This is a genomic window from Rhodococcus pseudokoreensis (genome assembly GCF_017068395.1).
GTDB classification, from domain to species: Bacteria; Actinomycetota; Actinomycetes; order Mycobacteriales; family Mycobacteriaceae; genus Rhodococcus_F; species Rhodococcus_F pseudokoreensis.
Genome location: NZ_CP070619.1, coordinates 777,287 through 801,860 on the forward strand (window position 1 = coordinate 777,287; position 24,574 = coordinate 801,860).

26 protein-coding genes, 2 tRNA genes and 1 other RNA gene are annotated in these 24,574 nt (G+C 68.0%); 9 read left to right on the forward strand and 20 right to left on the reverse strand.

Going from position 1 to position 24,574, the window contains the following annotated elements; genetic code table 11:
- Window positions 1-9: 9 nt before the first annotated feature.
- Entirely contained in the window at window positions 10-852 is an 843-nt protein-coding gene (locus tag JWS13_RS09060) for an alpha/beta fold hydrolase (protein WP_206005339.1), read from the reverse strand.
- Between the two features lie 65 nt (window positions 853-917).
- On the opposite strand from JWS13_RS09060, the gene JWS13_RS09065 reads away from it, so the two are divergent.
- Window positions 918-1,442: a MarR family winged helix-turn-helix transcriptional regulator gene (locus JWS13_RS09065; RefSeq protein ID WP_206011550.1), complete on the forward strand. Its 525-nt coding sequence runs from the start codon at window positions 918-920 to the stop codon at window positions 1,440-1,442.
- On the opposite strand, the gene JWS13_RS09070 is transcribed toward JWS13_RS09065, so the two are convergent.
- Window positions 1,382-1,867, reverse strand: coding sequence for an acyltransferase (locus tag JWS13_RS09070; protein ID WP_206005340.1), 486 nt, complete (start codon window positions 1,865-1,867; stop codon window positions 1,382-1,384). The two genes, JWS13_RS09065 and JWS13_RS09070, sit on opposite strands and share 61 nt — an antisense overlap.
- A 127-nt stretch (window positions 1,868-1,994) precedes the next feature.
- Between JWS13_RS09070 and JWS13_RS09075 the strand changes: the two genes are divergently transcribed.
- Entirely contained in the window at window positions 1,995-2,396 is a 402-nt protein-coding gene (locus tag JWS13_RS09075; RefSeq protein ID WP_225857933.1) for a PAS domain S-box protein, read from the forward strand.
- Between the two features lie 264 nt (window positions 2,397-2,660).
- Here JWS13_RS09075 and JWS13_RS09080 read toward each other — a convergent pair whose 3' ends face one another.
- From JWS13_RS09080 to prfB, 16 genes are all read right to left on the reverse strand, one after another.
- Complete coding sequence (locus JWS13_RS09080) at window positions 2,661-2,870, reverse strand: hypothetical protein (RefSeq protein WP_011598322.1); 210 nt, start codon at window positions 2,868-2,870, stop codon at window positions 2,661-2,663.
- Window positions 2,871-2,957: 87 nt separating this feature from the next.
- A tRNA-Ala gene (locus JWS13_RS09085) sits at window positions 2,958-3,030 on the reverse strand.
- A 162-nt stretch (window positions 3,031-3,192) separates the two neighbouring features.
- Window positions 3,193-3,924 carry a DsbA family protein gene (locus JWS13_RS09090; protein ID WP_160095936.1) on the reverse strand — a complete coding sequence of 244 codons (732 nt, stop codon included), beginning with the start codon at window positions 3,922-3,924 and terminating at the stop codon, window positions 3,193-3,195.
- Between the two features lie 41 nt (window positions 3,925-3,965).
- Window positions 3,966-4,454: a MauE/DoxX family redox-associated membrane protein gene (locus JWS13_RS09095; protein ID WP_206005341.1), complete on the reverse strand. Its 489-nt coding sequence runs from the start codon at window positions 4,452-4,454 to the stop codon at window positions 3,966-3,968.
- A 26-nt stretch (window positions 4,455-4,480) separates the two neighbouring features.
- Window positions 4,481-5,707, reverse strand: coding sequence for an MFS transporter (locus JWS13_RS09100; RefSeq protein ID WP_087556633.1), 1,227 nt, complete (start codon window positions 5,705-5,707; stop codon window positions 4,481-4,483).
- A 58-nt stretch (window positions 5,708-5,765) separates the two neighbouring features.
- The gene (gene pgm / locus JWS13_RS09105) at window positions 5,766-7,397 is read right to left on the reverse strand and encodes a phosphoglucomutase (alpha-D-glucose-1,6-bisphosphate-dependent) (RefSeq protein WP_206005342.1); all 1,632 of its coding nucleotides are present in this window, start codon (window positions 7,395-7,397) and stop codon (window positions 5,766-5,768) included.
- Between the two features lie 73 nt (window positions 7,398-7,470).
- Window positions 7,471-7,815, reverse strand: coding sequence for a fluoride efflux transporter CrcB (gene crcB, locus JWS13_RS09110; RefSeq protein ID WP_206005343.1), 345 nt, complete (start codon window positions 7,813-7,815; stop codon window positions 7,471-7,473).
- Window positions 7,812-8,186: a fluoride efflux transporter FluC gene (locus JWS13_RS09115; RefSeq protein ID WP_206005344.1), complete on the reverse strand. Its 375-nt coding sequence runs from the start codon at window positions 8,184-8,186 to the stop codon at window positions 7,812-7,814. The genes crcB and JWS13_RS09115 overlap by 4 nt, the downstream gene beginning before the upstream one ends.
- Window positions 8,187-8,274: 88 nt before the next feature.
- Window positions 8,275-8,646: a transfer-messenger RNA gene (ssrA, locus tag JWS13_RS09120) on the reverse strand.
- 95 nt (window positions 8,647-8,741) lie between these two features.
- The gene (locus tag JWS13_RS09125; RefSeq protein WP_206011551.1) at window positions 8,742-9,596 is read right to left on the reverse strand and encodes a DMT family transporter; all 855 of its coding nucleotides are present in this window, start codon (window positions 9,594-9,596) and stop codon (window positions 8,742-8,744) included.
- An 8-nt stretch (window positions 9,597-9,604) separates the two neighbouring features.
- On the reverse strand, window positions 9,605-10,078 hold the full coding sequence (smpB, locus tag JWS13_RS09130; RefSeq protein WP_015890164.1) for an SsrA-binding protein SmpB: 474 nt from the start codon (window positions 10,076-10,078) through the stop codon (window positions 9,605-9,607).
- Between the two features lie 76 nt (window positions 10,079-10,154).
- On the reverse strand, window positions 10,155-11,060 hold the full coding sequence (ftsX, locus tag JWS13_RS09135; protein ID WP_206005345.1) for a permease-like cell division protein FtsX: 906 nt from the start codon (window positions 11,058-11,060) through the stop codon (window positions 10,155-10,157).
- A gap of 67 nt (window positions 11,061-11,127) precedes the next feature.
- Window positions 11,128-11,817 carry a cell division ATP-binding protein FtsE gene (ftsE, locus tag JWS13_RS09140; protein WP_206005346.1) on the reverse strand — a complete coding sequence of 230 codons (690 nt, stop codon included), beginning with the start codon at window positions 11,815-11,817 and terminating at the stop codon, window positions 11,128-11,130.
- A 55-nt stretch (window positions 11,818-11,872) separates the two neighbouring features.
- Window positions 11,873-12,334: an Rv3103c transmembrane domain-containing protein gene (locus tag JWS13_RS09145; protein ID WP_206005347.1), complete on the reverse strand. Its 462-nt coding sequence runs from the start codon at window positions 12,332-12,334 to the stop codon at window positions 11,873-11,875.
- The gene (locus JWS13_RS09150; protein ID WP_087556640.1) at window positions 12,331-13,227 is read right to left on the reverse strand and encodes a mechanosensitive ion channel family protein; all 897 of its coding nucleotides are present in this window, start codon (window positions 13,225-13,227) and stop codon (window positions 12,331-12,333) included. The genes JWS13_RS09145 and JWS13_RS09150 overlap by 4 nt, the downstream gene beginning before the upstream one ends.
- A 5-nt stretch (window positions 13,228-13,232) precedes the next feature.
- Complete coding sequence (gene prfB / locus JWS13_RS09155) at window positions 13,233-14,339, reverse strand: peptide chain release factor 2 (protein ID WP_072937793.1); 1,107 nt, start codon at window positions 14,337-14,339, stop codon at window positions 13,233-13,235.
- A 166-nt stretch (window positions 14,340-14,505) separates the two neighbouring features.
- On the opposite strand from prfB, the gene JWS13_RS09160 reads away from it, so the two are divergent.
- From JWS13_RS09160 to JWS13_RS09175, 4 genes are all read left to right on the forward strand, one after another.
- Window positions 14,506-15,000, forward strand: coding sequence for a beta-class carbonic anhydrase (locus tag JWS13_RS09160; RefSeq protein WP_206005348.1), 495 nt, complete (start codon window positions 14,506-14,508; stop codon window positions 14,998-15,000).
- Between the two features lie 36 nt (window positions 15,001-15,036).
- Window positions 15,037-15,819: a histidinol-phosphatase gene (gene hisN, locus JWS13_RS09165; RefSeq protein WP_206005349.1), complete on the forward strand. Its 783-nt coding sequence runs from the start codon at window positions 15,037-15,039 to the stop codon at window positions 15,817-15,819.
- Window positions 15,820-16,053: 234 nt separating this feature from the next.
- Window positions 16,054-17,466, forward strand: coding sequence for an acyl-CoA dehydrogenase family protein (locus JWS13_RS09170; RefSeq protein WP_206005350.1), 1,413 nt, complete (start codon window positions 16,054-16,056; stop codon window positions 17,464-17,466).
- Between the two features lie 29 nt (window positions 17,467-17,495).
- Window positions 17,496-18,701, forward strand: coding sequence for an acyl-CoA dehydrogenase family protein (locus tag JWS13_RS09175; RefSeq protein ID WP_206005351.1), 1,206 nt, complete (start codon window positions 17,496-17,498; stop codon window positions 18,699-18,701).
- 36 nt (window positions 18,702-18,737) lie between these two features.
- Here JWS13_RS09175 and JWS13_RS09180 read toward each other — a convergent pair whose 3' ends face one another.
- Window positions 18,738-20,729 (reverse strand): phage holin family protein, encoded by a 1,992-nt coding sequence (locus tag JWS13_RS09180; protein ID WP_206005352.1) that lies wholly within the window; start codon window positions 20,727-20,729, stop codon window positions 18,738-18,740.
- A gap of 97 nt (window positions 20,730-20,826) precedes the next feature.
- On the opposite strand from JWS13_RS09180, the gene JWS13_RS09185 reads away from it, so the two are divergent.
- Together JWS13_RS09185 and JWS13_RS09190 are read left to right on the forward strand one after the other, a co-directional pair.
- Window positions 20,827-21,588, forward strand: a complete 762-nt coding sequence (locus tag JWS13_RS09185) for an MBL fold metallo-hydrolase (RefSeq protein WP_206005353.1) — start codon at window positions 20,827-20,829, stop codon at window positions 21,586-21,588.
- Between the two features lie 79 nt (window positions 21,589-21,667).
- Window positions 21,668-23,302, forward strand: a complete 1,635-nt coding sequence (locus JWS13_RS09190; protein WP_206005354.1) for an acyl-CoA synthetase — start codon at window positions 21,668-21,670, stop codon at window positions 23,300-23,302.
- Between the two features lie 105 nt (window positions 23,303-23,407).
- On the opposite strand, the gene JWS13_RS09195 is transcribed toward JWS13_RS09190, so the two are convergent.
- Window positions 23,408-23,484: transfer RNA gene (locus JWS13_RS09195), tRNA-Met, on the reverse strand.
- A gap of 439 nt (window positions 23,485-23,923) precedes the next feature.
- On the opposite strand from JWS13_RS09195, the gene JWS13_RS09200 reads away from it, so the two are divergent.
- The gene (locus JWS13_RS09200; RefSeq protein ID WP_124390333.1) at window positions 23,924-24,256 is read left to right on the forward strand and encodes a transglycosylase family protein; all 333 of its coding nucleotides are present in this window, start codon (window positions 23,924-23,926) and stop codon (window positions 24,254-24,256) included.
- Window positions 24,257-24,574: the final 318 nt, after the last annotated feature.

Here is a 24,574-nt window from a genome sequence, read left to right on the forward strand (position 1 = left end):
GGGCGCGCGTCAGCCGACCGCGGCGAGGATCGCCCCGTCCACGTCGGCGGCGGTCGCCATCGGCAGCGCGTGGTGGGTGACTCCGGGGATCGTGGTGACCGTGGCCGACGGGAACAGCCGCCGGACGTTGTCCGCGACCCTGCCCGCGTCGTGCGCCCGGCTGTCACCCGCGAGCACCACCGTCGTGGGGACGGTCAGGCCCGCCAGCGCGGCGGCCGTAGGACGCGGCGGCACGGCGAGCGTGGTGCGGCCGAACGCGGCCGCCCCGAGCGCGGTGACGCCGAGCCACCGCGGGTCGACTCCGGCGCCCGCCGTCTCCCAGCGGATCAGGCGCCGCTGCCGTCTCTCCGTCGGCCGGATCAGCACGGGCACCGCATGGAGCAGGTACCGCGCGCTCAGGCCCGCAAAACAGGACGTCGGGTCGAGCAGCACCAAACGGTCGACCCGGCGGGAGTCGCTCAGCGCGTAGGCGAGCGCGATCATCGCGCCGTACGAATGGCCGACCACCGCAGGCGCCGTCACCCCGAGGTGGTCGAGCACCGCGTCCAGCCACTCGAACAGGTCCGGGACCGTGCGCAGCGGTGCACCGTCGTTCACACTGCGCCCAACGTCGCCCATGACGTCCACCGCGAACACCCGGTGACTGCGGGCGAGCGCCGCGACGTTGGCGATCCACACCGTCGACGTCGCCCCTCCACCGGGAAGCAGCACCAGCGGCGTCCCCGACTCGGATCCGCACACATTCACCCGGGTGGGCCCGAACCGCGTCGGGACCTCCACGGGGGTGACGTCCACCGGCCATTCGGCCAGCAGCGAGTCGTAGGCGCGGACGAAGTCGCCGACTGCCGTCATCGCATCCTCCTCAAAATATCTCGATGATCGAGATACTAGACAATCGAAGGAAAGCCCGCAGTAGATTGCAGAGCGTGAACCCGGACGAAGGCGCACAGACCGTGCACCGACTGCGCGCACTCGCAGTCGAACTGAACCTGCTCGGAGCCGAATTCGCGCAACTGCACGGACTGCACACCACCGATCTCCGCGCCCTGATCTGCATCCTCGACGCCGACCGGGCAGGCCTCGCCGCCACACCCGGATGGCTCGGAGGTCAACTCGGCATCAACTCCGCGTCGGTCACCGCCCTGCTCGACCGCATGGAGAAGGCAGGCCTGATCCGCCGCGACCGGGACGCCGACGACCGCCGCAGGTCGTTGCTCGCGGTCACCTCCCGGGCCGTCGACCTCGGTCAGACCTTCTTCGGGCCGCTCATCGACCGGACGGCCGCCGTCCTCACCGACTTCGACACCGCCGAAAGGGACACCATTGCACGGTTTCTCGACGGCGTGAATCGCGCGGTGGCCGTCGAACGCAGGACCGGCTTTCAGCGACCGGACGGCACGGAGTCGAGGTCGCGGACCCGACGCGCAGGCAACCCCGCGTAGAGCCCGTTCGGCTCGCAGTCGCGGGTGACCACGGCGCCGGCCCCGATTACGCACCCTTCGCCCACCGTCACTCCGGGAAGGATGATCGCGCCCGCGCCGACCCAGCACCCGTCGCCGACCACGATCGGGCGGTCGAACCCTCGCCCGGCCCGCCCGGAACTCGGCCCGATCTCGTGGGTGCTCGTGACGAACTGGACGCGGTGCCCGACGGCGACCTGCCTGCCGAGCGTGATGGGCGCGGTGCCGTCGAACAGGACTCCGCGGTTGACGAACGTCCCCAGCCCCATGGTGACGTCCTTGCTGCCGAAATAGCAGCCCGAGTAGATGCCGGCTCCCCACACTTTCGCTCCCGCGGCCATCAGCAGCAGGACCCGCAGCCACACCGGGACGAACGCGGAGGCCTGGACGATGGTGACGAACCGCATCCCGTCACCCTATCCCCGCGGAGCGCGTCCGCGGTCGAAGTTGCTGTTCGTTAACTGAATCACCGCACGAATATGCGGGGTGCGGCGTACTATGTGGGCGCCATCGAAGAAGCCCGAGGGGGGAACAGTGAAACAACTGGATAGCGACGGATTCGCTGCGTTGATGGAGTCCATTCCTCACGCGATCAGCGTTCACGACCGCGAACGAAACGTCGTGTTCAGCAACCCCGCGTGCGCGGCCCTGATCGGCTACGACGCCGAAGAATTCGCGGACCTCGACCACGAGCAACTGTTCCACCCCGACGACGCCGCGCTGTGGGGCACCATGCTCGCCCGGGTCCTGAGCCAGGAAAGCCCCAGCGCGACAGCACATCTGCGGATCCGGCACCGGGAGGGCCACTGGATCTGGGTGCTCGTCGCGGCGTCCACGTTCACCGCAGGCACCGAGCGGCTGGTCGCCCTCGTGCTCCAGGACGTGTCCGACACGATCTGGGGCAACCCCACGGCCGCGCGGCAGCCGATCCGATAACAGTCCGCTCACCGACCGTCGCCGGAAGCGCCGCTGCACGGCGGAGTCCGGACAGTGGCGCCGCATCGCCGGCAGAAATGGGTGCGGTGCCCGCCATTGTTGGACGTCGCACACCCGCACACCTCCCACCCCACCAGGCACGTATTGGCGGCCAGTGGGTGCCCGTTCGGGCAGCACCCCGGCGCGGTCTCGGTTCGGGCGGCCACACGTCGAATCTACCCGGCGATCGAACACATGTGCGAATCGAACCGACTGCCGGAACCGTCACATGTAGTTGCCGGGCGAACCGTCCTCCTGGCCGTCCTCCCGCTCCACCAGGAACCAGCTCCCGGGGGCGTAGATCAGCTCCCGCGCGGCGCGGACGATGACGAGCGCCCCGGACTCGTGGATGCTGTAGCTGTCGTCGTCGCCGAAGTCGGTGACGGCGAACTCCGCCAATTGGTCGAATGAGCGATGCGTCACAGTGAATGTCATGACGCCAGTGTCCCACCGGGACAAGAGGGATGAATGAGGAAAGCCTCCCACCCGCATCGTCTGCGGATGAGAGGCTTCTCTCGAAAGTGGAGCTAAGGGGACTCGAACCCCTGACCCCCACACTGCCAGTGTGGTGCGCTACCAGCTGCGCCATAGCCCCGTATTCGGTTGTTCTCCGCACTCGGAACGACTTCCTCCGTGCTCGAAGAAAGTTACACCATTGCCGACCGGGCCAACAAATCGCCTGGTCAGAGGCGCTTCGCGCCCGTGCGTGGTTAACGAGTCCAGACACTCGACAACCACGCACGGGCGGCGGAGCCGCCTACAGCTGCGACACCCAGTTCTCGTTGGACAGCGCGTCGATCACGGTGCCGTCCTTGACCACGGCGGGCGTGCCGGTGGCACCACTCGCGGCGAGGGCCTGACGGCCCGCCTCGGCGTGCGCACCCGCCTGCTCGACCTTCGCCCCGGTGGTGATGCACTCGGCGGCTGCGTCGGACGCTCCGGCGTCGCGGGCGATCTGCGCGAGTTCCTCGTTGGTGTGATCGGAGCTGCCGTTCTCCTTCGGCTGGTTCGCCGGCGAGAACAGCGCCGCATGGAACGCCGAATACGCCACGGCGTCACCGGTTTCGGCGACGCACTCGGACGCCGCGACGGCGCGGGTGGAATAGTCGCCGCTGGCCGAGAGCCGGTTGAGGAAGTTCAGGACGTGGTAGCGGACGGCCACCTTGCCGTCGTCGATGGACTGCGCGAGTTCCTGGCCGTTCTTGTTCTCGAGTTCGGCGCAGTACGGGCACATGGGATCTTCGAACAGGTCGACCGTGGTCGCCGCGTCCGGCTTGCCGAGGAGCACGACACCGTCGGCCTGCAACGCCACCTGGACCTCGGAGTTCTGGACCCCGCCGTAACCGTCGTTGCGCGGCTTGCTGCGGTTGCTCTGCCAGATCACACCCCCGATGACGAGTACGGCGATGACCAGTACGGCGAGCCCACCGAGAATGTAGGTGGACCGGCTGGATTCCGGCTGCGGGTTGTACTTGTTCTTCGAGCTCACGTGGATGCAGTCCTTCGACGTCGGATCGATTTACCGAATGCTTACTCTGCCATCGTCTGCTGAGGGGTCACTGAGAAAGGGGTGCGGGAGCGGAGCCCCAGCGCGAACGGGGAACGGGGGAACACGATCAGCCACACGGCCAGTGCGAGGAAGCCCACATCCCGGAGGATTTCCTCGGCGTAGTCCCACCCGTTCACGTCGGCCGCACCGCCGCCGCCGAAGCATCCGCAGTCGATGGACAGCCCGCGGGCCCACACGGAGACGATCACGCCGATGAGGACGAGCAGGAGCACCGCGGACACCGAGGCCGTGGCGCGGACGGCGAGCCCGATCAGCAGGAGCAGACCCAGGGCGATCTCGAAGAACGGCAGCGTGTTGGCGACCGGCCGGACGAGGTCTTCGGGCAGTAGCTGGTAGGCCCGGACCGCGATGATCGTCTGGGCGGGATCGGCGACTTTCAGTGCGCCGGAGACCAGCCAGACGGCGGCGAGAGACAGCCGGGCGAGCAGGGAGACGACCTTGATCCACACCCGGACGAGCGTACCGAAGACGCCGGTCAGACCGCCTCGACCGACACCTTGGGCGCCGCCTTGTTCGGGACCAGCAGCCAGCCGATCGCGGCGAGGAGCATGACCCCTCCGGTGACACCGAACGCGACCGCGTACGACAGATGCTGGGCGAGCAGGCCCGCGCCGACCGGGCCGAGGACCCCGCCGACGTCCGCGACCATCTGGAACGCGGCCAGCACGGGGCCGCCGCGGGACTTGGCGCCCACGACGTCGGCGACCGCGGCCTGCTGCGCGGGGCTCATCACGCCCGAACCGATGCCCGCGATGCCGGACAGCACGAGGAACACCAGCAGGTTCTCGCTGAGCCCCATTCCGACGGTGCTGGCGCCGCACACCAGCAGTCCGAGCAGGACGAACAGCTTCCGGCCGTAGACGTCCGACAGTCGCCCGGACACGATGAGGACGAGCGCGTTGCCGACGGCGAACACGGTGAGGGCGATACCGGCGAGGGCTGCGTCGCGGTGCAGCGCCTCGACGACGAACAGCGGCACCATCGCCACCCGGACCCCGAAGATCACACCACCGAACGCGAAATTGGAGCCGAGCGCGGCCCGGTACACGGGCTGCCCGAGTGCCTCCCGCAGCGTCATGGCGGCACCGGAGGCGGTGGCGTCGGGCGCCGTCAGGTGCGAACCCCGCAGGCTCACGAAGACGACAGCCGCAGCGACGACGAGGGCGATCGCGTAGATGACGAACGGAACCCGGAGCCCGAATCCGACGAGCAACCCGCCTACGAGGGGTCCGGAGATCGATCCCATCAGGAAGCTCGTCGCGTAGAGCCCGGACACGCGACCGCGGCTGTCCACCGGTGCGATGCGGATCACCAGGCCCATCGACGACACCGTGAACATCGTCGAGCCGATCCCCCCGAGTGCGCGGAAGAGCAGCAACTGCCAGTAGTCGCCCGCGACCGCGCAGGCGGCGGTCGAGGCCGCGACGATCAGGAGCCCGGTGATGTAGACGGGCCGCTCCCCCAGTTTCTGCACGAGCCGGCCGCTGACCGGGGCGAAGATCAGACGCATGAACGCGAACGACGAGATCACGACGGTGGCCGCCGTCACGCTCACGTCGAAGCTGCGGGCGAACTGCGGGAGGGCGGGTGCGACGATCCCGAATCCGAGTGCGATGACGAAGCTGGCCGAGACCAGCACCCAGATTTCCGAAGGGAGCCGCGGGCTGCGCCCGGCGGGCAGCCCGGCTGCGCGAGTGTTCATAGTTGAATCCGATGGTAGGTGCCCCCGCTTCCGCGGCAGCACCTACCCCGCCGAACACCTACTTCAGGACGTCGGCCACCAGTTCCTTGGCCGCCGCCTGCACCTGCGCGAGATGATCCGGGCCCTGGAACGATTCGGCGTAGATCTTGTAGACGTCCTCGGTGCCCGACGGCCGCGCCGCGAACCACGCCGATTCGGTGGTGACCTTCAGCCCGCCGAGAGCCGCCCCGTTGCCCGGGGCGCTCGTCAGCGTCGCGGTGATCGGCTCCCCCGCCAGTTCGGTGGCCGACACCTGTTCGGGGGACAGTTTCGCCAGCACCGCCTTCTGCTCCCGGGTGGCGGGGGCGTCGATGCGGGCGTAGGCGGGACTGCCGAACTGCTCCGTCAGTTCCCGGTACCGCACCGACGGTGTCTTTCCCGTCACCGCCGTCATCTCCGAGGCGAGCAGGGCCAGGATGATCCCGTCCTTGTCGGTGGTCCACACCTCGCCGTCGTGGCGCAGGAACGACGCACCCGCGCTCTCCTCGCCGCCGAAACCGAGCGAACCCTCGAGCAGGCCGGGGACGAACCACTTGAATCCCACCGGGACCTCGAGCAGTTCACGGCCGAGGCTTCCGACCACGCGGTCGATCATCGACGAACTGACCAGCGTCTTGCCCACCTTCACACTCGAGCCCCACCCTTTTCGGTGCGAGAACAGGTAGTCGATGGCGACCGCGAGGTAGTGGTTGGGATTCATCAGTCCCGCATCGGGAGTGACGATTCCGTGCCGGTCCGCGTCGGCGTCGTTGCCGGTGGAGATGTCGAACCGGTCCCGGGCTCCGATCAGTGAGGCCATGGCGTTCGGCGACGAGCAGTCCATGCGGATCTTGCCGTCGGTGTCGAGAGTCATGAACCGCCACGTGGCGTCGACGAGCGGGTTGACGACCTCGAGGTCGAGCCGGTGGATGTCGGCGATCGCGCCCCAGTAGTCGACGCTTGCGCCGCCCAGCGGGTCGGCGCCGATCCGCACTCCGGCACTCCGGATTGCGTCGAGATCGAGAACGCTCGGCAGGTCGTCGATGTAGAAGCGGAGGAAGTCGTACCGCTCGGCCCGCGCGATCGCCCGGGCCGCCGAGACTCGCCGCACCCCCGAGAGGTCCCGCCGGAGTAGCTCGTTCGCCCGGTCGGCGATGATCGTCGTCGCGTCGGAGCCGGCGGGACCACCGTGCGGCGGGTTGTATTTGAAGCCGCCGTCGCGAGGTGGGTTGTGCGACGGGGTCACGACGATGCCGTCGGCCCGCGACTCCGGGCCGCTGCGGTTGTAGCGGAGAATCGCGTGGCTGACCGCGGGAGTCGGCGTGTAGCGGTCCCGCGAATCGATCAGCACCGTCACGTCGTTCGCGGCCAGCACCTCGAGCGCCGACGTCCACGCCGGCTCGGACAGTGCGTGGGTGTCGCGCCCGAGGAACAGGGGTCCGTCGATGCCCTGCGACGCCCGGTACTCGACGATGGCCTGGGTGGTGGCGAGGATGTGCGCCTCGTTGAACGCGGTGTCCAGGCTCGACCCGCGGTGGCCGGACGTCCCGAACAGCACCTGCTGCAATGGGTTCTCGGGGTCGGGCACGCCGCTGTAGTACGCGGTCACCAGGTGCGCGATGTCTACGAGATCCTCCGGCAGTGCCACCTGACCCGCCCTGTCGTGCGCCACGAGACCTCCTGGAAACGTTTCGGGATCGAACTCGGCTCCAACCCATCCTGCACCCTCGCGCCGGAGTCTGCCCTCAAGACGTCAATCGGAACCCCAGCCAAGCGACGGCCAGACCGGCCGCCACACTCGCGACCGTGTAGACGACGGATGTGAGCGCCAGCCGGATCCGCAGCAGTCCCACCGATTCCACAGCGAACGTCGAGTACGTGGTCAGTCCGCCGCAGAAGCCGGTGCCCAGCAACGCGAACGTCTGCGCGGACATCGACGCCCCCGACAGCAGCCCGAGGATCAGGCACCCGGCGACGTTCACGAGGAAGGTGGCCACCGGGAAACTGCGGTACGAGTCGACGTACCGGCCGGCGAGGTACCGCGTCGTCGCACCGAGCGCGCCACCGAGCGCCACGAGGAGGACTGTCATGCGGCCGCCTTCCGCGCCAGCCGGTGGCGGTGACCGACGAGCATCCCCAGCCGCGCCGCGAGCAGGGCGGGGACGAGGGTGGCCACGACGTAGAGGGTCGCGGTCACCGCGTCCTCCCGCACCGTGTCGACGGCGAAGGTCGAGAACGTGGTGAAACCGCCGAGGACGCCGACTCCCAGGAACAGCCGCGACAACCGGTCCGGTCCGACCGTCTCGGCGAGGTAGCCGAGCAGCAGCGACCCGATCACGTTGATCACGAGGATGGTCCAGATCCCCGGCCACAGCTCGGACAGGAGGAATCTCGTACTCGCGCCGACCGCACCGCCCAGCGCGACCACGGCCACCGGTTTCGTCAGGGACACGGCACACATCGTGACACGGCGGCCCACCGGGATGGTCGAACTCCGGTGCGCACAAAAAAATCCGGGCCGGAACACCTGGTGGTGTCCGGCCCGGACTTCGTGGAGCTGCCGGGAATTGAACCCGGGTCCTCCGCAGCAAAGCTAGGGCTTCTCCGTGTGCAGTTTGCTATGTCTCTACTTGGATCTCCCAGTCTCGCAAACAAGCCAGGATGACGATCCCAGTCGCTGTTGGTTGTCCCCTTCGACTCCGCGACCGAGTCGAACGGTAAAGCCCTCTAGCTGATGCCAGTACCCGGACCGAGGGCGAACCCGGACTGACAGACACGCAGTCGCTACTTAGGCAGCGAGTGCGTAGTCGCGCTGATTGGAATCGGCGCTTATATGTTTGCAGCGACGCTTACGGTGGTCTCTTGCCTGCACCGACACGCTTCCCCTACCTCAACGTACGCAGTCGAAACCGTTCAGCCCCGTACGTGCCCCACGAGTCTCGCGGGGCCACCTAGTGTAACGCGAACCCCGCCCGGATTCATCCCGGTTTTCTCCGGGAGTGTCGACGGGCGTATTTCAGCTGGCCACGGCGATCATTCCGACGGCGGCGAGGGCGAGGAGCATCCCCGCCTGCTGCATTCTGCTCACCCGTTCGCCGAGCATCACCATCGCCAGCAGCACGGTGGCCGCGGGGTACAGCGACCCGATGACGCTGACGAGCGACAGCAGCCCGCCCTGGAACGCGTACATCATCGCGGCGTTGGCCAGAACGTCGAGGAAACTCACGTACACGGCGAGTTTGAGGGGTTCGCCGTGCGGCGGCACGAAGTGGCCGGCGGCCAGGGCGACGAGCCACACCACCGCGGTCGCCGCGGCACGGGACACGGCGAGCGCCCACATCCCGCCCTCGTCGCCGATCTGGTGCAGCGAGACGAAGGACAGCGCGAAAGCGATGCCGGATCCGACGGTGAGCAGCGCCACGGTGCGGGTGAAGCGCAGCACCCTGCCGCCTGCCACCTCGCCCGCGGTCTCGTCGGGCGATTCCCGGCTGACGAGGACGACGGCGACGAGGGCCACCACGATCCCGATGTACGCGACGGGCCCGGGCCGCTCGCCGAACGCGAGCCCGATCAACACCGGAATACCGGCGACCAGCACCGCCGTCAGCGGCGACACCACCGACATCGGTCCCGACGCCAACGCGAGATAGAACCACCAGACCGCCACGCCGCCTGCCACTCCCGCCACCGCGCCCCACACGAGGGAGGACGACGTGAGGGTGCCTCCGGCGAACGGGGCGATCACGAGCACGATCAGCAGGGACAGCGGGTACGACACGATGACGACGCGCAGCGCGGCCACCCTGCGGGATGCGACTCCCCCGACGAAATCGCTCACGCCGTAACCGATCGCGGCCACGAGCGCGAGCAGGATGGACGTCAGCGCATGCCCTTGACTCGGCGTCCGAGTTCGCGGGTCACCTCACGCTCGGCGGTCCGCCTGGCCAGGTCCTGGCGCTTGTCGTAGTCCTGCTTGCCCTTGGCGAGCGCGAGCTCCACCTTGACCTTGCCGTCGGAGAAGTACATCGACAGGGGAACCAGGGTCTGGTTGCCCTCGCGGGTCTTGCCGACGAGGTGCTCGATCTCCCGCTTGTGCAGCAGCAGCTTCCGGGTGCGGCGCGGCGAGTGGTTGGTCCACGTGCCCTGCGTGTACTCGGGGATGTGCAGGGAGCGCAGCCACACTTCCCCGTCGTCGACGGTGGCGAACGCGTCGACCAGCGACGCCTTGCCCTCGCGCAGACTCTTCACCTCGGTACCGACGAGGGCGATCCCCGCCTCGTAGACGTCGAGAATGGTGTAGTTGTGACGCGCCTTGCGGTTGGTCGCAATGACCTTGCGGCCCTTTTCCTTCACGTTCCGGGCCTTTCAGTCCGCGATGTCCGAGGTGAACAGTTCGTATCCTCCAGCATAGGAGAAGGCGCAAACCGAATTATTCGCGGACGTACAAGCGCAGGGTCACGTACGCGGTGACGGCCGCCATGCCGACGCCCACCAGCACCAGCACCGGCGCCACGAACAGCACGTCGCTGTTGGAGATCCGCGCCACGATGTTGGCCTCGTACACGTCCGCGAGCACGTCGTCGATGAACATGTTCTTCGCCGTGAACAGGCCGACGATGGCGAGGACGGCACCCACCAGCGCGGCGACCACCGCCTCGAGCAGGAACGGCAACTGCGTGTACCAGCGGGTGGCACCGACCAACCGCATGATGCCGACCTCGGTGCGACGGGTGAAGGCCGCGATCTGAACCATGTTCGCGATCAGGAGAATTGCCGCCACGGCCTGCACGATCGCGATCGCGAACGCGGCGTTGCGCACCCCGTTGAGGACGCTGAAGAGCCGCTCCACCAGTTCTCGCTGGTTGAGGACACTCTCGACGCCCGGCCGGGTGCCGAAGTTCTCGTTGATCACGCCGAACCGCTCGGGGTCGCTGAGCTTGACCTTGAACGAGGCGGGGAAGCTGTCGGGGCTGACGAGTGCGGCGAGTTCGGGCTGATCCTTGAACACCCGCTCCGTCGCGTCCTTCACCGCGTCGTCCCGGTTGAGGTACTCCACCGACACCACCGACGGCGTGTCCTCCAGTTCCGTGCGCAGCGACTTGCAGATCTCCCCCTCACAGCCCGGGTCGGACGTGGAGATGTCGTCGGTCAGGAATATCTGCACCTCGACGCGGTCCAGGAAGATCTGCTGGGTCTTGCCGGCCATCTGCACCACCAGCAACCCGCTCCCGAACAGGCCGAGGGAGATCGCGGTGGTGAGGATCATCGCGATGGTCATGGTGACGTTGCGGCGGAGTCCGGTCAGGACCTCACTGAAAATGAAACTGGCACGCATCGGGGAATCAGAGTCCTTCGTAGGAGACTTGGGGACAGTACTGAGGCTTGGAATGCAGGGAGGGCGGCTAACGCCCCACGCCGTACACACCCCGAGCCTCGTCGCGCACCACTCTGCCGAGGTCCAGTTCCACCACGCGACGGCGCATCGAGTCGACGATGTGATGGTCGTGGGTGGCCATCACCACCGTCGTTCCGGTGCGGTTGATCCGTTCGAGCAGCAGCATGATGTCCTGGCTGGTCTCCGGGTCGAGGTTGCCGGTGGGCTCGTCGCACAGCAGCACCAGCGGCCGGTTCACGAACGCCCGGGCGATGGCGACGCGCTGCTGCTCACCACCGGACAGTTCGGTGGGGAGGCGGTCCGCTTTCCCGGACAGCCCGACCATCTCGAGCACCTCCGGGACGGTCCGGGAGATCATCGCGCGCGGCTTGCCGATCACCTCGAGCGCGAACGCCACGTTCTCGGACACGGTCTTCTGCTGCAGGAGCCGGAAGTCCTGGAAGACGACGCCCATGCTCTGCCGCAGCTTCGGCACACGCCGGGCGGACAGCTTGTTGACATGGAAATCCGCGATGTGAATGTCACCCGACGTCGGCGACTCCTCCTTGAGGAGCAGGCGCATGAACGTCGACTTTCCCGAGCCCGACGGGCCGATCAGGAAGACGAACTCGCCCTTGTCCACCTCGACGCTCACCTTGTCCAGGGCGGGCCTCGTGGAGGTCTTGTACGACTTCGACACATTCTCGACGCTGATCACGAGGAGCCAGTCTAGACGTTATCGAACAGTGACCAAATGGAGCGACGCGCGGGCGTCAGCGCCCGGGCTGCGGTGTCGCCGTGGTCGTCGGGACGGAAGACGTGGTCGGTGGCGTGGTCGTCGGCGGTGGCGGGAACGGGTTGGGAATCCCGAACGGCAGCGTCGGCGTCGACGTCACCTGACCGGTCCCGGTGGGCGCCGTCTGCTCCGGCGTCGGCTCGGGTGTCGACTCGGTGGTCGTGGTCGTCTCCGTCGTCGACTCGATCGTCGTCTCGTACTCCGACGCCGGCGGCGTGGTCTCCTGGATCGGCGCCTCCCGGGTGGGGACGACAGCCGGAGCGACCGGCCCCTGGACCACCTCTTCGGCGGGGTTGAGGTACGTGTACAGCGTGTACAGCACCACCCACAGGATGCACAGCACGAGTGTCGACGTCCGCACCCGGCCGCCGAGAATCTTGGCGGGAATGAACGAGGAGTGCAGAATCCGGTCCAGTCCGCGCCGGGGTTCGTCGGTCATCCCTCGCCCTCCGCTGCCCGGACCGTCTGGAGGTCCGGTTCGACGGTGATGCCCTGCCGTCTCATCGCGGTGGCGATGCGCACGCGCAGTGCGCGTCCGACCTGGAACTGCTTACCCGGCAGGGTCCGCGCCACGACGCGGACGCTGACCTCGTCGACCGTCAGACTCTCCACTCCCATCACTGTCGGCTCGTCGAGCAGTAGTTTCTTCAGTCCGCGATCCGCGAAGGCCTCGACACCGACCTGGTGGAGCACCTCGTTGACGCGGTTGATGTCCGACGTGGCCGGGACCGGGACGTCGATCACGGCACGCGCCCAGTCCTTGGACAGGTTGATCGCCTTCACGATCTGACCGTTGGGCACGGTGATGACCTCACCGTCCGAGTTCCGCATCCGGGTGACCCGGAGCGTGACGTCCTCGATCACGCCCTCGGCGTCCTCCGACGACCCCGTCACCGCGAGCTGCACCGTGTCACCGAACCCGTACTGGCGTTCGGTGATGATGAAGAAGCCCGCGAGGATGTCCTGCACGACGCGCTGCGCACCGAAACCGAGCGCCGCGCCGAGTACGGTGGCCGGGGCCACCAGGCTGCCGATCGGCAAGCTCAGCTGGTCGAGCACCTTCATCGTCGCGATCACGTAGATGATGGTGATGATCACCCACGTGATCACCTGCGCCACCGAGTGCCGGTGCTTGGTCGCCTCGGACCGCACGAGGGCGTCGCCCTGCATGTAGTTGCTGTCGATCCGGTCGGTGACCTTGCTGCCGCCCCAATTGACGAACCGCGCCATCAGGATCGCTCCGAGGACGGTGAGGGACACCGCAAGCCCCGTCGACGAGAGCCAGTCGAGGAGGTTCTGGGTGGGAGCGAACACTGCCGCTGCCGCTTCCATCGCTATCAGGACGCCTGACTCTCGCGCATCCGCCACCGGATGCCGGATTCGAGGAAACCGTCGATGTCACCGTCGAGCACCGCCGACGGGTTGTTGACCTCGTACTCGGTGCGCAGGTCCTTGACCATCTGGTACGGGTGCAGCACGTACGACCGCATCTGGTTGCCCCAGGAACTGCCGCCGTCGCCCTTGAGCGCATCCATCTCGGCGCGCTCCTCCTTGCGCTTCACCTCGAGCAGCTTGGCCTGCAGGACGCGCATCGCCGACACCTTGTTCTGCAGCTGCGACTTCTCGTTCTGACACGTCACGACGATGCCGGTCGGGATGTGCGTCAACCGGACCGCGGAGTCGGTGGTGTTGACGGACTGCCCGCCGGGGCCCGACGAGCGGTACACGTCGACGCGGACGTCGTTCTCGTTGACGTCGATGTGGTCGGTGGTCTCGACCACGGGCAGGACCTCGACCTCGGCGAACGACGTCTGGCGGCGACCCTGGTTGTCGAACGGGCTGATCCGGACCAGCCGGTGCGTGCCCATCTCGACGGACAGGGTTCCGTAGCTGTACGGCGCCTTGACCGCGAACGTCGCGCTCTTGATGCCGGCCTCTTCCGCGTAGGACGTGTCGTAGACCTCGACGCCGTAACCGTGCTTCTCGGCCCAGCGGATGTACATGCGCATCAGCATCTCGGCCCAGTCGGCGGCGTCGACGCCACCGGCGCCGGAGCGGATGTTGACCAGCGCGTCACGCTCGTCGTATTCGCCGGAAAGCATCGTCTTGACTTCCATCGCCGCGATGTCCTCGCGCAGGCTGTGCCGCTCGGCGTCGGCGTCCGCGATGGCCTCCGCGCCCTCGTCCTCGGCGAGTTCGTACAGCACCGGCATGTCGTCGAGCCGCGAGCGCAGTTCCTCGACGCGGCGCAGTTCGGCCTGGGAGTGCGACAGCTGGCTGGTGACCTGCTGGGCGTGCTCCTGGTCGTTCCACAGCTCCGGATCGGCAGCCTGGTGTTCGAGCTCGTCGATGCGGCGGCGCAACTCCTCCACGTCCAGCACCGATTCGACGGTGCGGAGGGTGGTGTCGAGCTCGCTCAGGTCTGCGGATACGTCGGGATGCACGGTTCCCAAGGTTACCGGGTGCGGACAGGCGCCCTGTCACCCCTTCGCTGCGGCCGAAGTCACCCCTTCCGATCACGCTGTGTGAAAGCCTTGCGGACCCCCGAAGCGCCTTGTTGCATGCACGGGTACGCACTTGTTCGTACCGCCATCCCGGACGGAGTCGAGAATGACCGTGACCGACCAGTACCTGAAGAACAACGAGGAGTACGCCGCCGGATTCACCGGGCCGCTCCCCCTGCCCCCGAGCAAGCACGTCGCGGTCCTCGCCTGCATGGACGCACGTCTGGACGTCTACCGGATCCTCGGTCTTCAGGAAGGTGAGGCGCACGTCATCCGTAATGCCGGCGGGGTGGTGACGGACGACGAGATCCGGTCGCTCGCCATCAGCCAGCGACTGCTCGGCACCACCGAGATCATCCTCATCCACCACACGGACTGCGGGATGCTCACGTTCACCGACGACGACTTCAAGAAGGCCATCCAGGACGAGGTCGGGATCAAACCCGCCTGGTCGGCCGAGGCGTTCCCCGACCTCGACGAGGACGTCCGGCAGTCGCTGCGCCGCATCCAGGCCAGTCCCTTCGTCGCGGCGACCACGTCCCTGCGCGGGTTCGTCTTCGACGTCGCCACCGGCAAGCTCGCCGAAGTGAAGATCGATTGAGCTCGGACCGGTGCGGTACGAGTAATCTGTGCGACCGTGACCGACCTCGACGCCGACCTGCAGCTCGCCCTCCGAATCGCCGACGAGGCGGACGCGATCACGAAGGCCCGCTTCGGGGCACTCGACCTGTCGGTGGACGACAAACCCGACCTCACCCCGGTCACGGACGCGGACCTGGCCGTGGAACGGGCGGTCCGGGCGACGCTGGAATCCGAGCGGCCCGCCGACGCCGTCCTCGGTGAGGAGTTCGGCGGCGACGCCCAGTTCTCGGGACGGCAGTGGGTGGTCGACCCGATCGACGGCACCAAGAACTTCGTGCGGGGCGTCCCCATCTGGGCCACGCTGATCGCGCTGCTCGAGGACGGCGTTCCCACCGTCGGCGTCGTGAGCGCCCCGGCACTCGCGCGCCGCTGGTGGGCGGCATCGGGTCGCGGCGCCTGGTCGACGTTCGACGGCTCCGAGCCCACTCGCCTCGCCGTCTCGGCCGTCGACCGGCTGGGTTCGGCCAGCCTCACGTTCTCGAGCCTGTCCGGGTGGAAGGAACTCGGCATCCGCGAGCAGTTCCTCGCCCTCACCGACGACGTGTGGCGGGTCCGCGGATTCGGTGACTTCTTCTCCTACTGCCTGCTCGCCGAGGGCGCCGTCGACATCGCCGCCGAGCCCGAGGTGTCGTTGTGGGATCTCGCGCCCCTCGACGTCCTGGTGCGCGAGGCCGGCGGCCGGTTCACCAACCTCGCCGGCGCCGACGGCCCGCACGGCGGCAGCGCGCTGGCCACCAACACCCTGCTGCACGACGAGGCGCTGTCCCGACTGCGCTGATGCAGTAATACAGACACACAGCCCTTTCCAGGCCTCCGCGAAGGAGCCCGGCCCCGCCCTCCTCGTCCCCCGAGGAGGGCGGTTTTCGCATGTCTGCTGCCTGCCCCCCGAAAATCGGGCTCGAACCCGGCGCGGCGGGCGCTCGCGGGCACCGGAACTTACTCGATAGTAGACACCCACCTTACTGCTGAGTAAGATAAATCGCGTCCACGCCCGAACACCGAGAAACAGCTGGTGATCATGAGCAAGCAAGACACTGTTGCCCCCAACGGCAGAGCGAAGCGGAACCCCCGCGATACGTCCGCCGTCGGTCTGAATCCCGTCAAGCGCGACGCCATGGGTGCCGCGATGCGCGTGCTGACCAAGATCACCGGATCCGACCTGGCCGAGAAGTACAACCTGCGCCAGACGATCGACCGGGTGACCTACGAAGGCACGAAGACCGGTTTCAAGACCCTCGGCGCCGCGACCCGCGGATTCCAGAAGGTGTCCGGCGGCGGCGCACCGAAGCGTCTCCCCGACAACCCGACCGCCAAGGCGGGCTACTTCGACCTCACCCCGAGCGACGAGCAGCAGATGATCGTCGAGACCGTGCGCGAGTTCGCCGCCGAGATCCTGCGGCCCGCCGGCCACGATGCCGACGCTGCCGCCGCCGCACCGGCCGATCTCGTGAAACGCGCCGCCGAACTCGGCATCACCCTGATCAACGTTCCCGAAGAACTCGACGGGGCCGCCAGCGAGCGCGGGGCCGTCACCAACTCCCTCGTCGCCGAGGCCCTCGCCCACGGCGACATGGGGCTCGCGCTGCCGATCCTCGCGCCGAGCGGCGTCGCCGTCGCCCTCACCCAGTGGGGCACCGACTCCCAGCAGAAGACCTACCTGCCCTCGTTCACGGGCGAGCAGGTCCCGAACGCAGCCGTGGTCGTCAACGAGCCCCGCGCACTGTTCGATCCGTTCGCGTTGCAGACCAAGGCGGTCCGCTCCCCCAGCGGCTACAAGCTCAACGGCGTCAAGAGCCTCGTTCCCGCCGCCGCCTCGTCGGAGCTGTTCATCGTGGCGGCGGAACTAGACGGCAAGCCGTCCTTCTTCATCGTCGAGGCCGACACCAAGGGACTCGTCGTCGAGGCGGACCCGAGCATGGGCCTGCGCGCCGCGGGACTCGGCCGGCTCAACCTCACCGACGTCGCCGTGCCCGAGTCGGGTCTGCTCGGCGCCGCCGACGCCGACGCGCGGAAAGCCGAATACGCCGACGCCATCCGGCTGGCCCGCCTCGGCTGGGCGTCGCTCGCGGTCGGCACCGGTCAGGCCGTTCTCGACTACGTGATTCCGTACGTCAACGAGCGCGTCGCGTTCGGTGAGCCGATCAGCAACCGTCAGGCGGTCGCCTTCATGGTCGCGAACATCGGCATCGAACTCGACGGCCTGCGCCTGGTCACGTTGCGCGGCGCCTCCCGCGCCGAGCAGGGGCTGTCCTTCGCCCGCGAATCGGCCCTCGCCCGAAAGCTGGCGTCCGAGAAGGGCATGCAGATCGGTCTCGACGGCGTCCAGCTGCTCGGTGGCCACGGTTACACCAAGGAACATCCCGTGGAGCGCTGGTACCGCGATCTGCGCGCCATCGGCGTCGCCGAGGGCATCGTCCTGATCTGAGCGGCCGGATTCGAACTAAGGAAACAGTCATGATCAACCTCGAACTTCCCAAGAAGCTCAAAGCCTCCGCGAACCAGGCGCATCAGGTTGCGGCAGAAATCTTCCGGCCGATCTCCCGCAAGTACGATCTGGCGGAGCACGCCTACCCCAAGGAACTCGACACCATGGCCGCCATGGTGGAGGGTCTCAACGACTCCGGTAAGGGCGCGGCGGGCGCCGCCCTCGGACGCGGCGACGAACCGAAGGTCATCGGGAACGTCAACGGGGGCAACATGTCCTCGCTGATGAACGTCATCGAAACCTGCTGGGGCGACGTGGGTCTCACACTGGCGATCCCGTACCAGGGCCTCGGCAACTCGGCCATCGCGGCGGTCGCCACCGACGAGCAGCTCGAGCGTTTCGGCAAGGTGTGGGCGTCGATGGCCATCACCGAAGCCGGTTTCGGCTCCGACTCCGCCGCCGTCACCACCACCGCGGTCCTCGACGGCGACGAATACGTCCTCAACGGTGAGAAGATCTTCGTCACCGCCGGAGAGCGGTCCACCCACATCGTCGTGTGGGCCACCGTCGACAAGACCAAGGGCCGCGCCGCGATCAAGTCGTTCGTCGTCCCGCGCGACGCGCCGGGCCTGAGCGTCGCCCGGCTCGAGCACAAGCTGGGCGTCAAGGCGTCCGACACCGCAGTGCTGCTGCTGCAGGACTGCCGGATCCCGAAGGACAACCTGCTCGGCACGCCGGAGGTCAACGTCGAGAAGGGCTTTGCCGGCGTCATGCAGACGTTCGACAACACTCGCCCGATCGTCGCCGGTATGGCGGTCGGCCTGGGCCGTGCCGCGCTCGAGGAACTGCGCCGCATCCTCTCCGACGCCGGCGTGGAGATCTCCTACGACACCCCCGCGTACAACCAGCACGCGGCCGCCGCCGAGTTCCTGCAGCTCGAGGCCGACTGGGAAGCCGCCTACCTGCTCGCTCTGCGGGCAACGTGGATGGCGGACAACAAGAAGCCGAACTCGCTCGAGGCGTCGATGTCGAAGGCGAAGGCAGGCCGCACCGGAACCGCCATCTCCCTCAAGGCCGTCGAACTCGCGGGCACCTTGGGATACTCGGAGCGCCCGCTGCTCGAGAAGTGGGCACGCGACTCGAAGATCCTCGACATCTTCGAGGGGACGCAGCAGATCCAGCAGCTGATCGTGGCCCGCCGTCTGCTCGGGAAGTCGTCGGCCGAGCTGAAGTAGCACCCGCGCACGGCTCATGTCGTGCGGGAACGGGATTCACGCGAGATCGCGCCACCGGACGAGCACCTCGTGCACCGCTTCGGCGCCCTGCAGAGGGTTCGGTGGCGCGGGCAGGTCGGCGGGATACAGCAGGAACGGCGTGTTCTGGGGTCCACCGAGCCCGCCGTGCGATCCGACCTGATCTTCGAACGCGGCGACCTCCCGGGTCTCCGGCCAGTACTGCCCGCCCACCATCAGGTCGGCGACGTTGTCGAACGTGTCCGTGCGGCGAACCCGGTCGAGGGCGCCCGGCCCGAAGTCGGCGAGCGGATCGACGCCGTCGACCTCACCGGTGCCGACGTCGACGCTGCCGGCAGACCCGAGCACGACCGAGCCGCCGTCGCCGCGGGCCACGAGCACGAACCCGATACCGGGATGTGTGACGAGCGCCGGAATCAGGTCCGGGTACCGGGCGTCGATCCATTCGCGGGTGGCCCGGCCCGGCACCAGAGGGAAGCTGACCAGCCCGAGATTGCCCGACGCGAGAACCACCGGATTCTCGCCCGGGGTGACGGCGACGTCGGGGGCAGCTTCCGACCGGAGGCTGGCCTCGGCATAGCCGAGGCCCTCGGCGCCGCGACCTCGGCTGCCGAGCGTCACGGAATCGCCCTCACCGCGATCCGGTGCGTGGCAGGCGTCGAGCACGACGTCCTCCAGGCCCTTGCCGTAGCGGTCGCGGAAGGTCGCCCCCTGACTCTGCCCGTGATCCGACAGCACGACGATGCGGTACGGCCTGCCCGCCTGAGCGGCGACGGCGGCGATCATCCCGATCTCGTCGTCGAGGGTGCGCAGGACCTTGCGCGTCTCGGGGCGTTCGACGCCGGAATGGTGGGCGACCTCGTCGTACCCGACCAGGTCGACGTACACGGGGCTGCGGCCCGCGATGAGATCGCCGATGACCGCGGCGACGACGACGTCCGTCTCGACGACGGTCGTGAACGCGCGGACCAGCGGATACAGCCCGCCCCGCCGGACGCGGGGCGTAACGTCGGCGCGGCGTTGCCGGTACGCCTGCACGTTCTCCCGCAGCACCTCGGCGACGAGCCGTACCGCGGTGCGCACGGCGCTCGCCGGGTCGACGAAGTAGTCGGCGTATCCGGTTGCCCTGCCGCCCATCCGGGCGCCTCGCATACGGCTCACCACGAGAACGTTGTCGTCGGCGCCGCCGGTGACCAGGTTGCCGCGGCTCGCGCCACCGGTGAGCAGACCGGGCCGGTGCGCACGCTCGAGTTCGCGGGCGGCGTTGTCGGCGGGATTGCTGAAGACGGCGACGGTGCCGCGGGACTTGTCGTACCACCGGAACGCGGGCACGTTGTGGTTGTCACCGTGCAGGATCCCGAGCTGGCTCGCACCGGTCTGGCTGCTCCAGTCGGTGTGCCAGGGCGTCAGGACGTGGGAGCCGCGGTGCACGAGCCCGGCGAGATGCGGGGTGACGCCGTCGCGGATCGCGCGTTGCAGCACCGCGTGGCCGAGGCCGTCGATCTGGATGCAGAGCAGTCCGGGCGCCCCCGGCGCCGCGTCCGCAGCCCCGCGGCGCCGCAGTCGGGACCGGTTGCGGCGCACCAGCATCAATCGGTACGTATCGTCGCGCCGGGCCGCGATGGCACCGGCAACACCGGAACCGACGACCGACATCACCAGAGCAAGCACCAGCACGTCGGCGACCCGTTCCGTGGTGGCGACCGGCACGACCCGCACCGCGAGCACCATGATCAGCCAGTTCCCGGCGAAGACACCCAGGAACAGCAGCGCCGGACCCACCCACAACATCGCGCGCACCAGCAACGGCCACAGGGTGACCGACAGCAGTCCGTACACCAGGGCGAGGAACAGCGCCGCCGGGATGGTGTCGAAGGGTCCGCCCGCAGGCGCCGGATGCAGCCGGACCCCCGGCAGGATCAGGTCGGTCAGGACCAGCGCGACGGCGGAGACGAGCCACAGCACGAGAAATTCGGTGACCGTCCTGGCCGCCGAGCCCAGAGAGCGCATCGCAGACCTCCCTTCTGGGGGATCGTAAGGTCTGACAGGGAGTGGCGCGGCGGAACTCAGCGCAGCGGCGTCACCGCGACGAGCGAACGGGGCCGCCATGACCGAGAACGCAGGGGTGCGCATCCGGTGGCGGGGGCATGCGACGGTCGAGATCACGGACAGCGGGACGACGATCCTCACGGATCCGGTGCTGACGGCACGGGTGGCTCACCTGCGGCGTCGCCGCGGCCCGGACCCGATGGCCGACCCGGTGCGGCCGGACGCCGTGTTGCTCTCCCATCTCCACGCCGACCACACCCACCTGCCCTCGCTCGCCCTGATCGAGGCCGATGTTCCGATCGTCGTTCCCCGCGGCGCCGTGGACGCGTTTGCGGGACTGCGGGTGTTCGGCGACCGGCTGATAGAGGTGTCGGCCGGGCAGGACGTGCGACTCGGTTCGGTGACCGTGCGCGCGGTGCCCGCCGTGCACGACGGCCGGCGGTGGCGCCGTGGCCCGCAGCGAGCGCAGGCGCTGGGCTACGTCGTCGACGGCGCGGCGAGCACGTACTTCGCCGGCGACACCGCACTCGATCCCGCGATGGCGGAGTGGGTTCCGCGCTGCGACGTCGCGCTGCTGCCGGTCGGCGGGTGGGGGCCGAATCTCGGACCGGGACACATGGATCCGGAATCGGCGGCCGCCGCGGCGAGGTCGGTGGCCGCCGACGTGTCGATCCCGATCCACTTCGGCACGCTGTGGCCGATCGGAATGGACGCGGTGCGGCCACGCCGGTTCCACGGCCCCGGCGGCGAGTTCGTCCGTCGCGCGGACGCGGCCGGCCTGCGGGCCGTCGAACTGGCCCCCGGCGAGGCATTCCGGTGACTTTCGGTTACGACCGGCACCGGTGCCGCGGTCCTCTACCCTGACTGTGACGCGGTCCCGCCTATCCGAAGGGTTCGACATGTCAGTGCAGCACGTTCTCACCAAGCTGACGGACACCGTGGGAGCTGTGCGGGTGATGAACCGCGCAGGCCTCGTTCCGTTTCCCCGCGTCGACCAGGGCGTCCGCTCCATTCTGGCGGTGCGGAAGTACGGCCCGTTCGCGGGCCCGGTCCACGCGAACGCCGAAGCAGGCCTGGATGCGGTGGCCATCGTCGACGAGCGCGGCCCCCTCACCTACGCCGACATCGAGGAACAGTCCAACGCCCTGGTGCGGGCGTGGCAGGCCGACGGCATCACTCCCGGTTCCGTCATGGGATGTATGTGCCGCAATCATCGTGGCCTGGTGCTCACGATGCTCGCCGCCGCCAAGAACGGCACCAAACTGGTGCTGATGAACACCGGTTTCGCCCGGCCCCAACTCGTCGACGTCGCCGCCCGCGAACAGGTGCAGGCCTTCGTGTACGACGACGAATTCCACGCGGTCGCCGAGGCCCTCCCGGACGAGGTGATCGTCTATCGCTCGTGGGCGGAGGAAGATTCGACGTCCCGGGTCCGCACACTCGACGACGTGATGGAGGGCCGGGACCGAAGTTCGCGGCCCGCGCCGTCCACGCTGGGCGGATTCGTCCTTCTCACCAGCGGCACCACCGGCACACCGAAGGGCGCTCCCCGCGGACACACGTCGCCGCTCGCGTCGGCGCAGTTCCTCGACCGGGTTCCGCTGCGTCGCGGCCAGACGATGATGATGGCGGCCCCCGCGTTCCACGGGACCGGAGTCTCCCAGTTCGCGCTCGCGCTGGCACTTGGCCAGACCGTGGTGATGCATCGGAAGTTCGATCCGGAGAACACGATTCGCCTGGTCGAGAAGCACCGCTGCGACACACTGGTCGTCGTTCCCACCATGCTGCAGCGCATCATAGATCTCGGACCGGAGACCTTGGCGAAGTACGACACGTCGAGCCTGACGATCATCTTCGCGGCCGGGTCTGCGCTCTCCCCCGACCTCTGCAAGCGCACCACCGCGGCGTTCGGCAAGGTGCTCCACAACCTGTACGGCTCCACCGAGGTCGCCGTCGCCACCGTCGCGACCCCCGCCGATCTCGAACTGGCGCCGGGCACCGCCGGAAGGGCCCCCGTCACGTGCCACGTGGAGTTGTACGACGAGTCGGGTCGACGGATCACCGAACCCGAGACCGTCGGACGCATCTTCGTCGCCAGCGGTCTCAGCTTCTCGGGTTATACGGACGGTCGCGACAAGGAACGCATCAACGGCCTGCTGTCGACCGGTGACGTCGGGCACTTCGACCTCAACGGCCTGCTCTTCGTGGACGGCCGCGACGACGACATGATCGTGTCCGGCGGCGAGAACGTCTACCCGCTCGAGGTCGAGAACCTGCTCGCCGACCGCGAGGATGTGCTCGAGGCCGCCGTGATCGGTGTCGAGGACTCCGAGTTCGGCCATCGCCTCAGGGCTTTCGTCGTGCCCGCCCCCGGGTCCGCGAAGGACGCCGAAGAAATGAAGGCGCACGTCAAGTCGAACCTGGCGCGGTACAAGGTGCCCCGCGAGATCATCTTCATCGAGGAACTTCCCCGCAACGCGACCGGCAAGTTGCTGCGCCGCGTCCTGATCGAGATGGACGTCACGGAGGGCTGATCCACCGGCCTGCATCCCACTCGGCGTTCCGTCGCCTGCCCACCGAACCGAATACGGAAACAAAAAAGAACCGGTGCCCTGGATTCCAGGACACCGGTTCTTCGGTGGTAGCGGGGACAGGATTTGAACCTGCGACCTCTGGGTTATGAGCCCAGCGAGCTACCGAGCTGCTCCACCCCGCGCTGCATGAACAAAGTTACACGAGCGAACGAACGGATTGCAAATCGCCCGAAAAGAGGCCGTGCAGCAACCTTTCAGCACCACCCGAGTCACATCCGTTACCTAAAAGTTATGACCTGCGTCACAATTTCGGGAATATCTGTAACGTTTTCGCAACCTGCAATTTGTCGGTCGACCTGCGAAAACACGGTGCGTTCATCCCAGTATTTGGACGCCCGTCACAGAAAATCGGCCCGTGACCATTCCGTGATCGCCGCGTACGTTCGTTGCCAGCCCGAAACCAACGGGCAACGCCGACCCGCCGCAGCTCGACCTGCCCCAGCGGGATCCGGAATCCCGACACCTCGAGGGGCAGGACGAGGACAGATCGACCACCGGGTCGGCACACCAGCCGTCACCACACGACCACCTCGTCGGCAGGCGCGGAGAGGAACCAACCACATGATCAATTCCAGCATCGTCAAGCGGACCATGGGCGCAGTCGCACTCACCGGAGCAGTCATCGGAGTGCCGCTCGGCCTGAGCACCGGCACCGCTTCGGCCGCTTCCGGAGACTGGGACGCCGTCGCGGCTTGCGAGAGCAGCGGCAACTGGGCCGCCGACACCGGAAACGGCTTCTCGGGCGGCCTGCAGTTCACCGATAGCACCTGGGCGGCGAACGGCGGCTCCGGCTCGCCGGCGAACGCCTCACGCGAGGAGCAGATCGCCGTCGCCGAGAACGTCCTGGCGACCCAGGGACCCGGCGCCTGGCCGGTCTGCGGTCAGTACCTCTGATCCGCACCCCACACTTGCCCGAGCGCCCTGCGCGCAGCACGACTGCGCGCAGGGCGCTCTTGCATTGCAGGGCATCGACTTACACCACCGAGATCCGTTTCCCCGCCATTTACGCGTGAGCCGCTGCACAAATTCGTAGTGATCCCCGCCACATAACAACGGTGTAACGAATCGACTCCGAAACGATATCAAGCGCTTCTGAACTGCGGAAACAGGGAAAATTCGCCCTCGACGCCGGACACCTGTCCATCGATTTCACCAGGTGAATTGCGGGCGAAGCTCCCGTACGGTCGCTCTCGGCCCGAAACAACCGGGCGA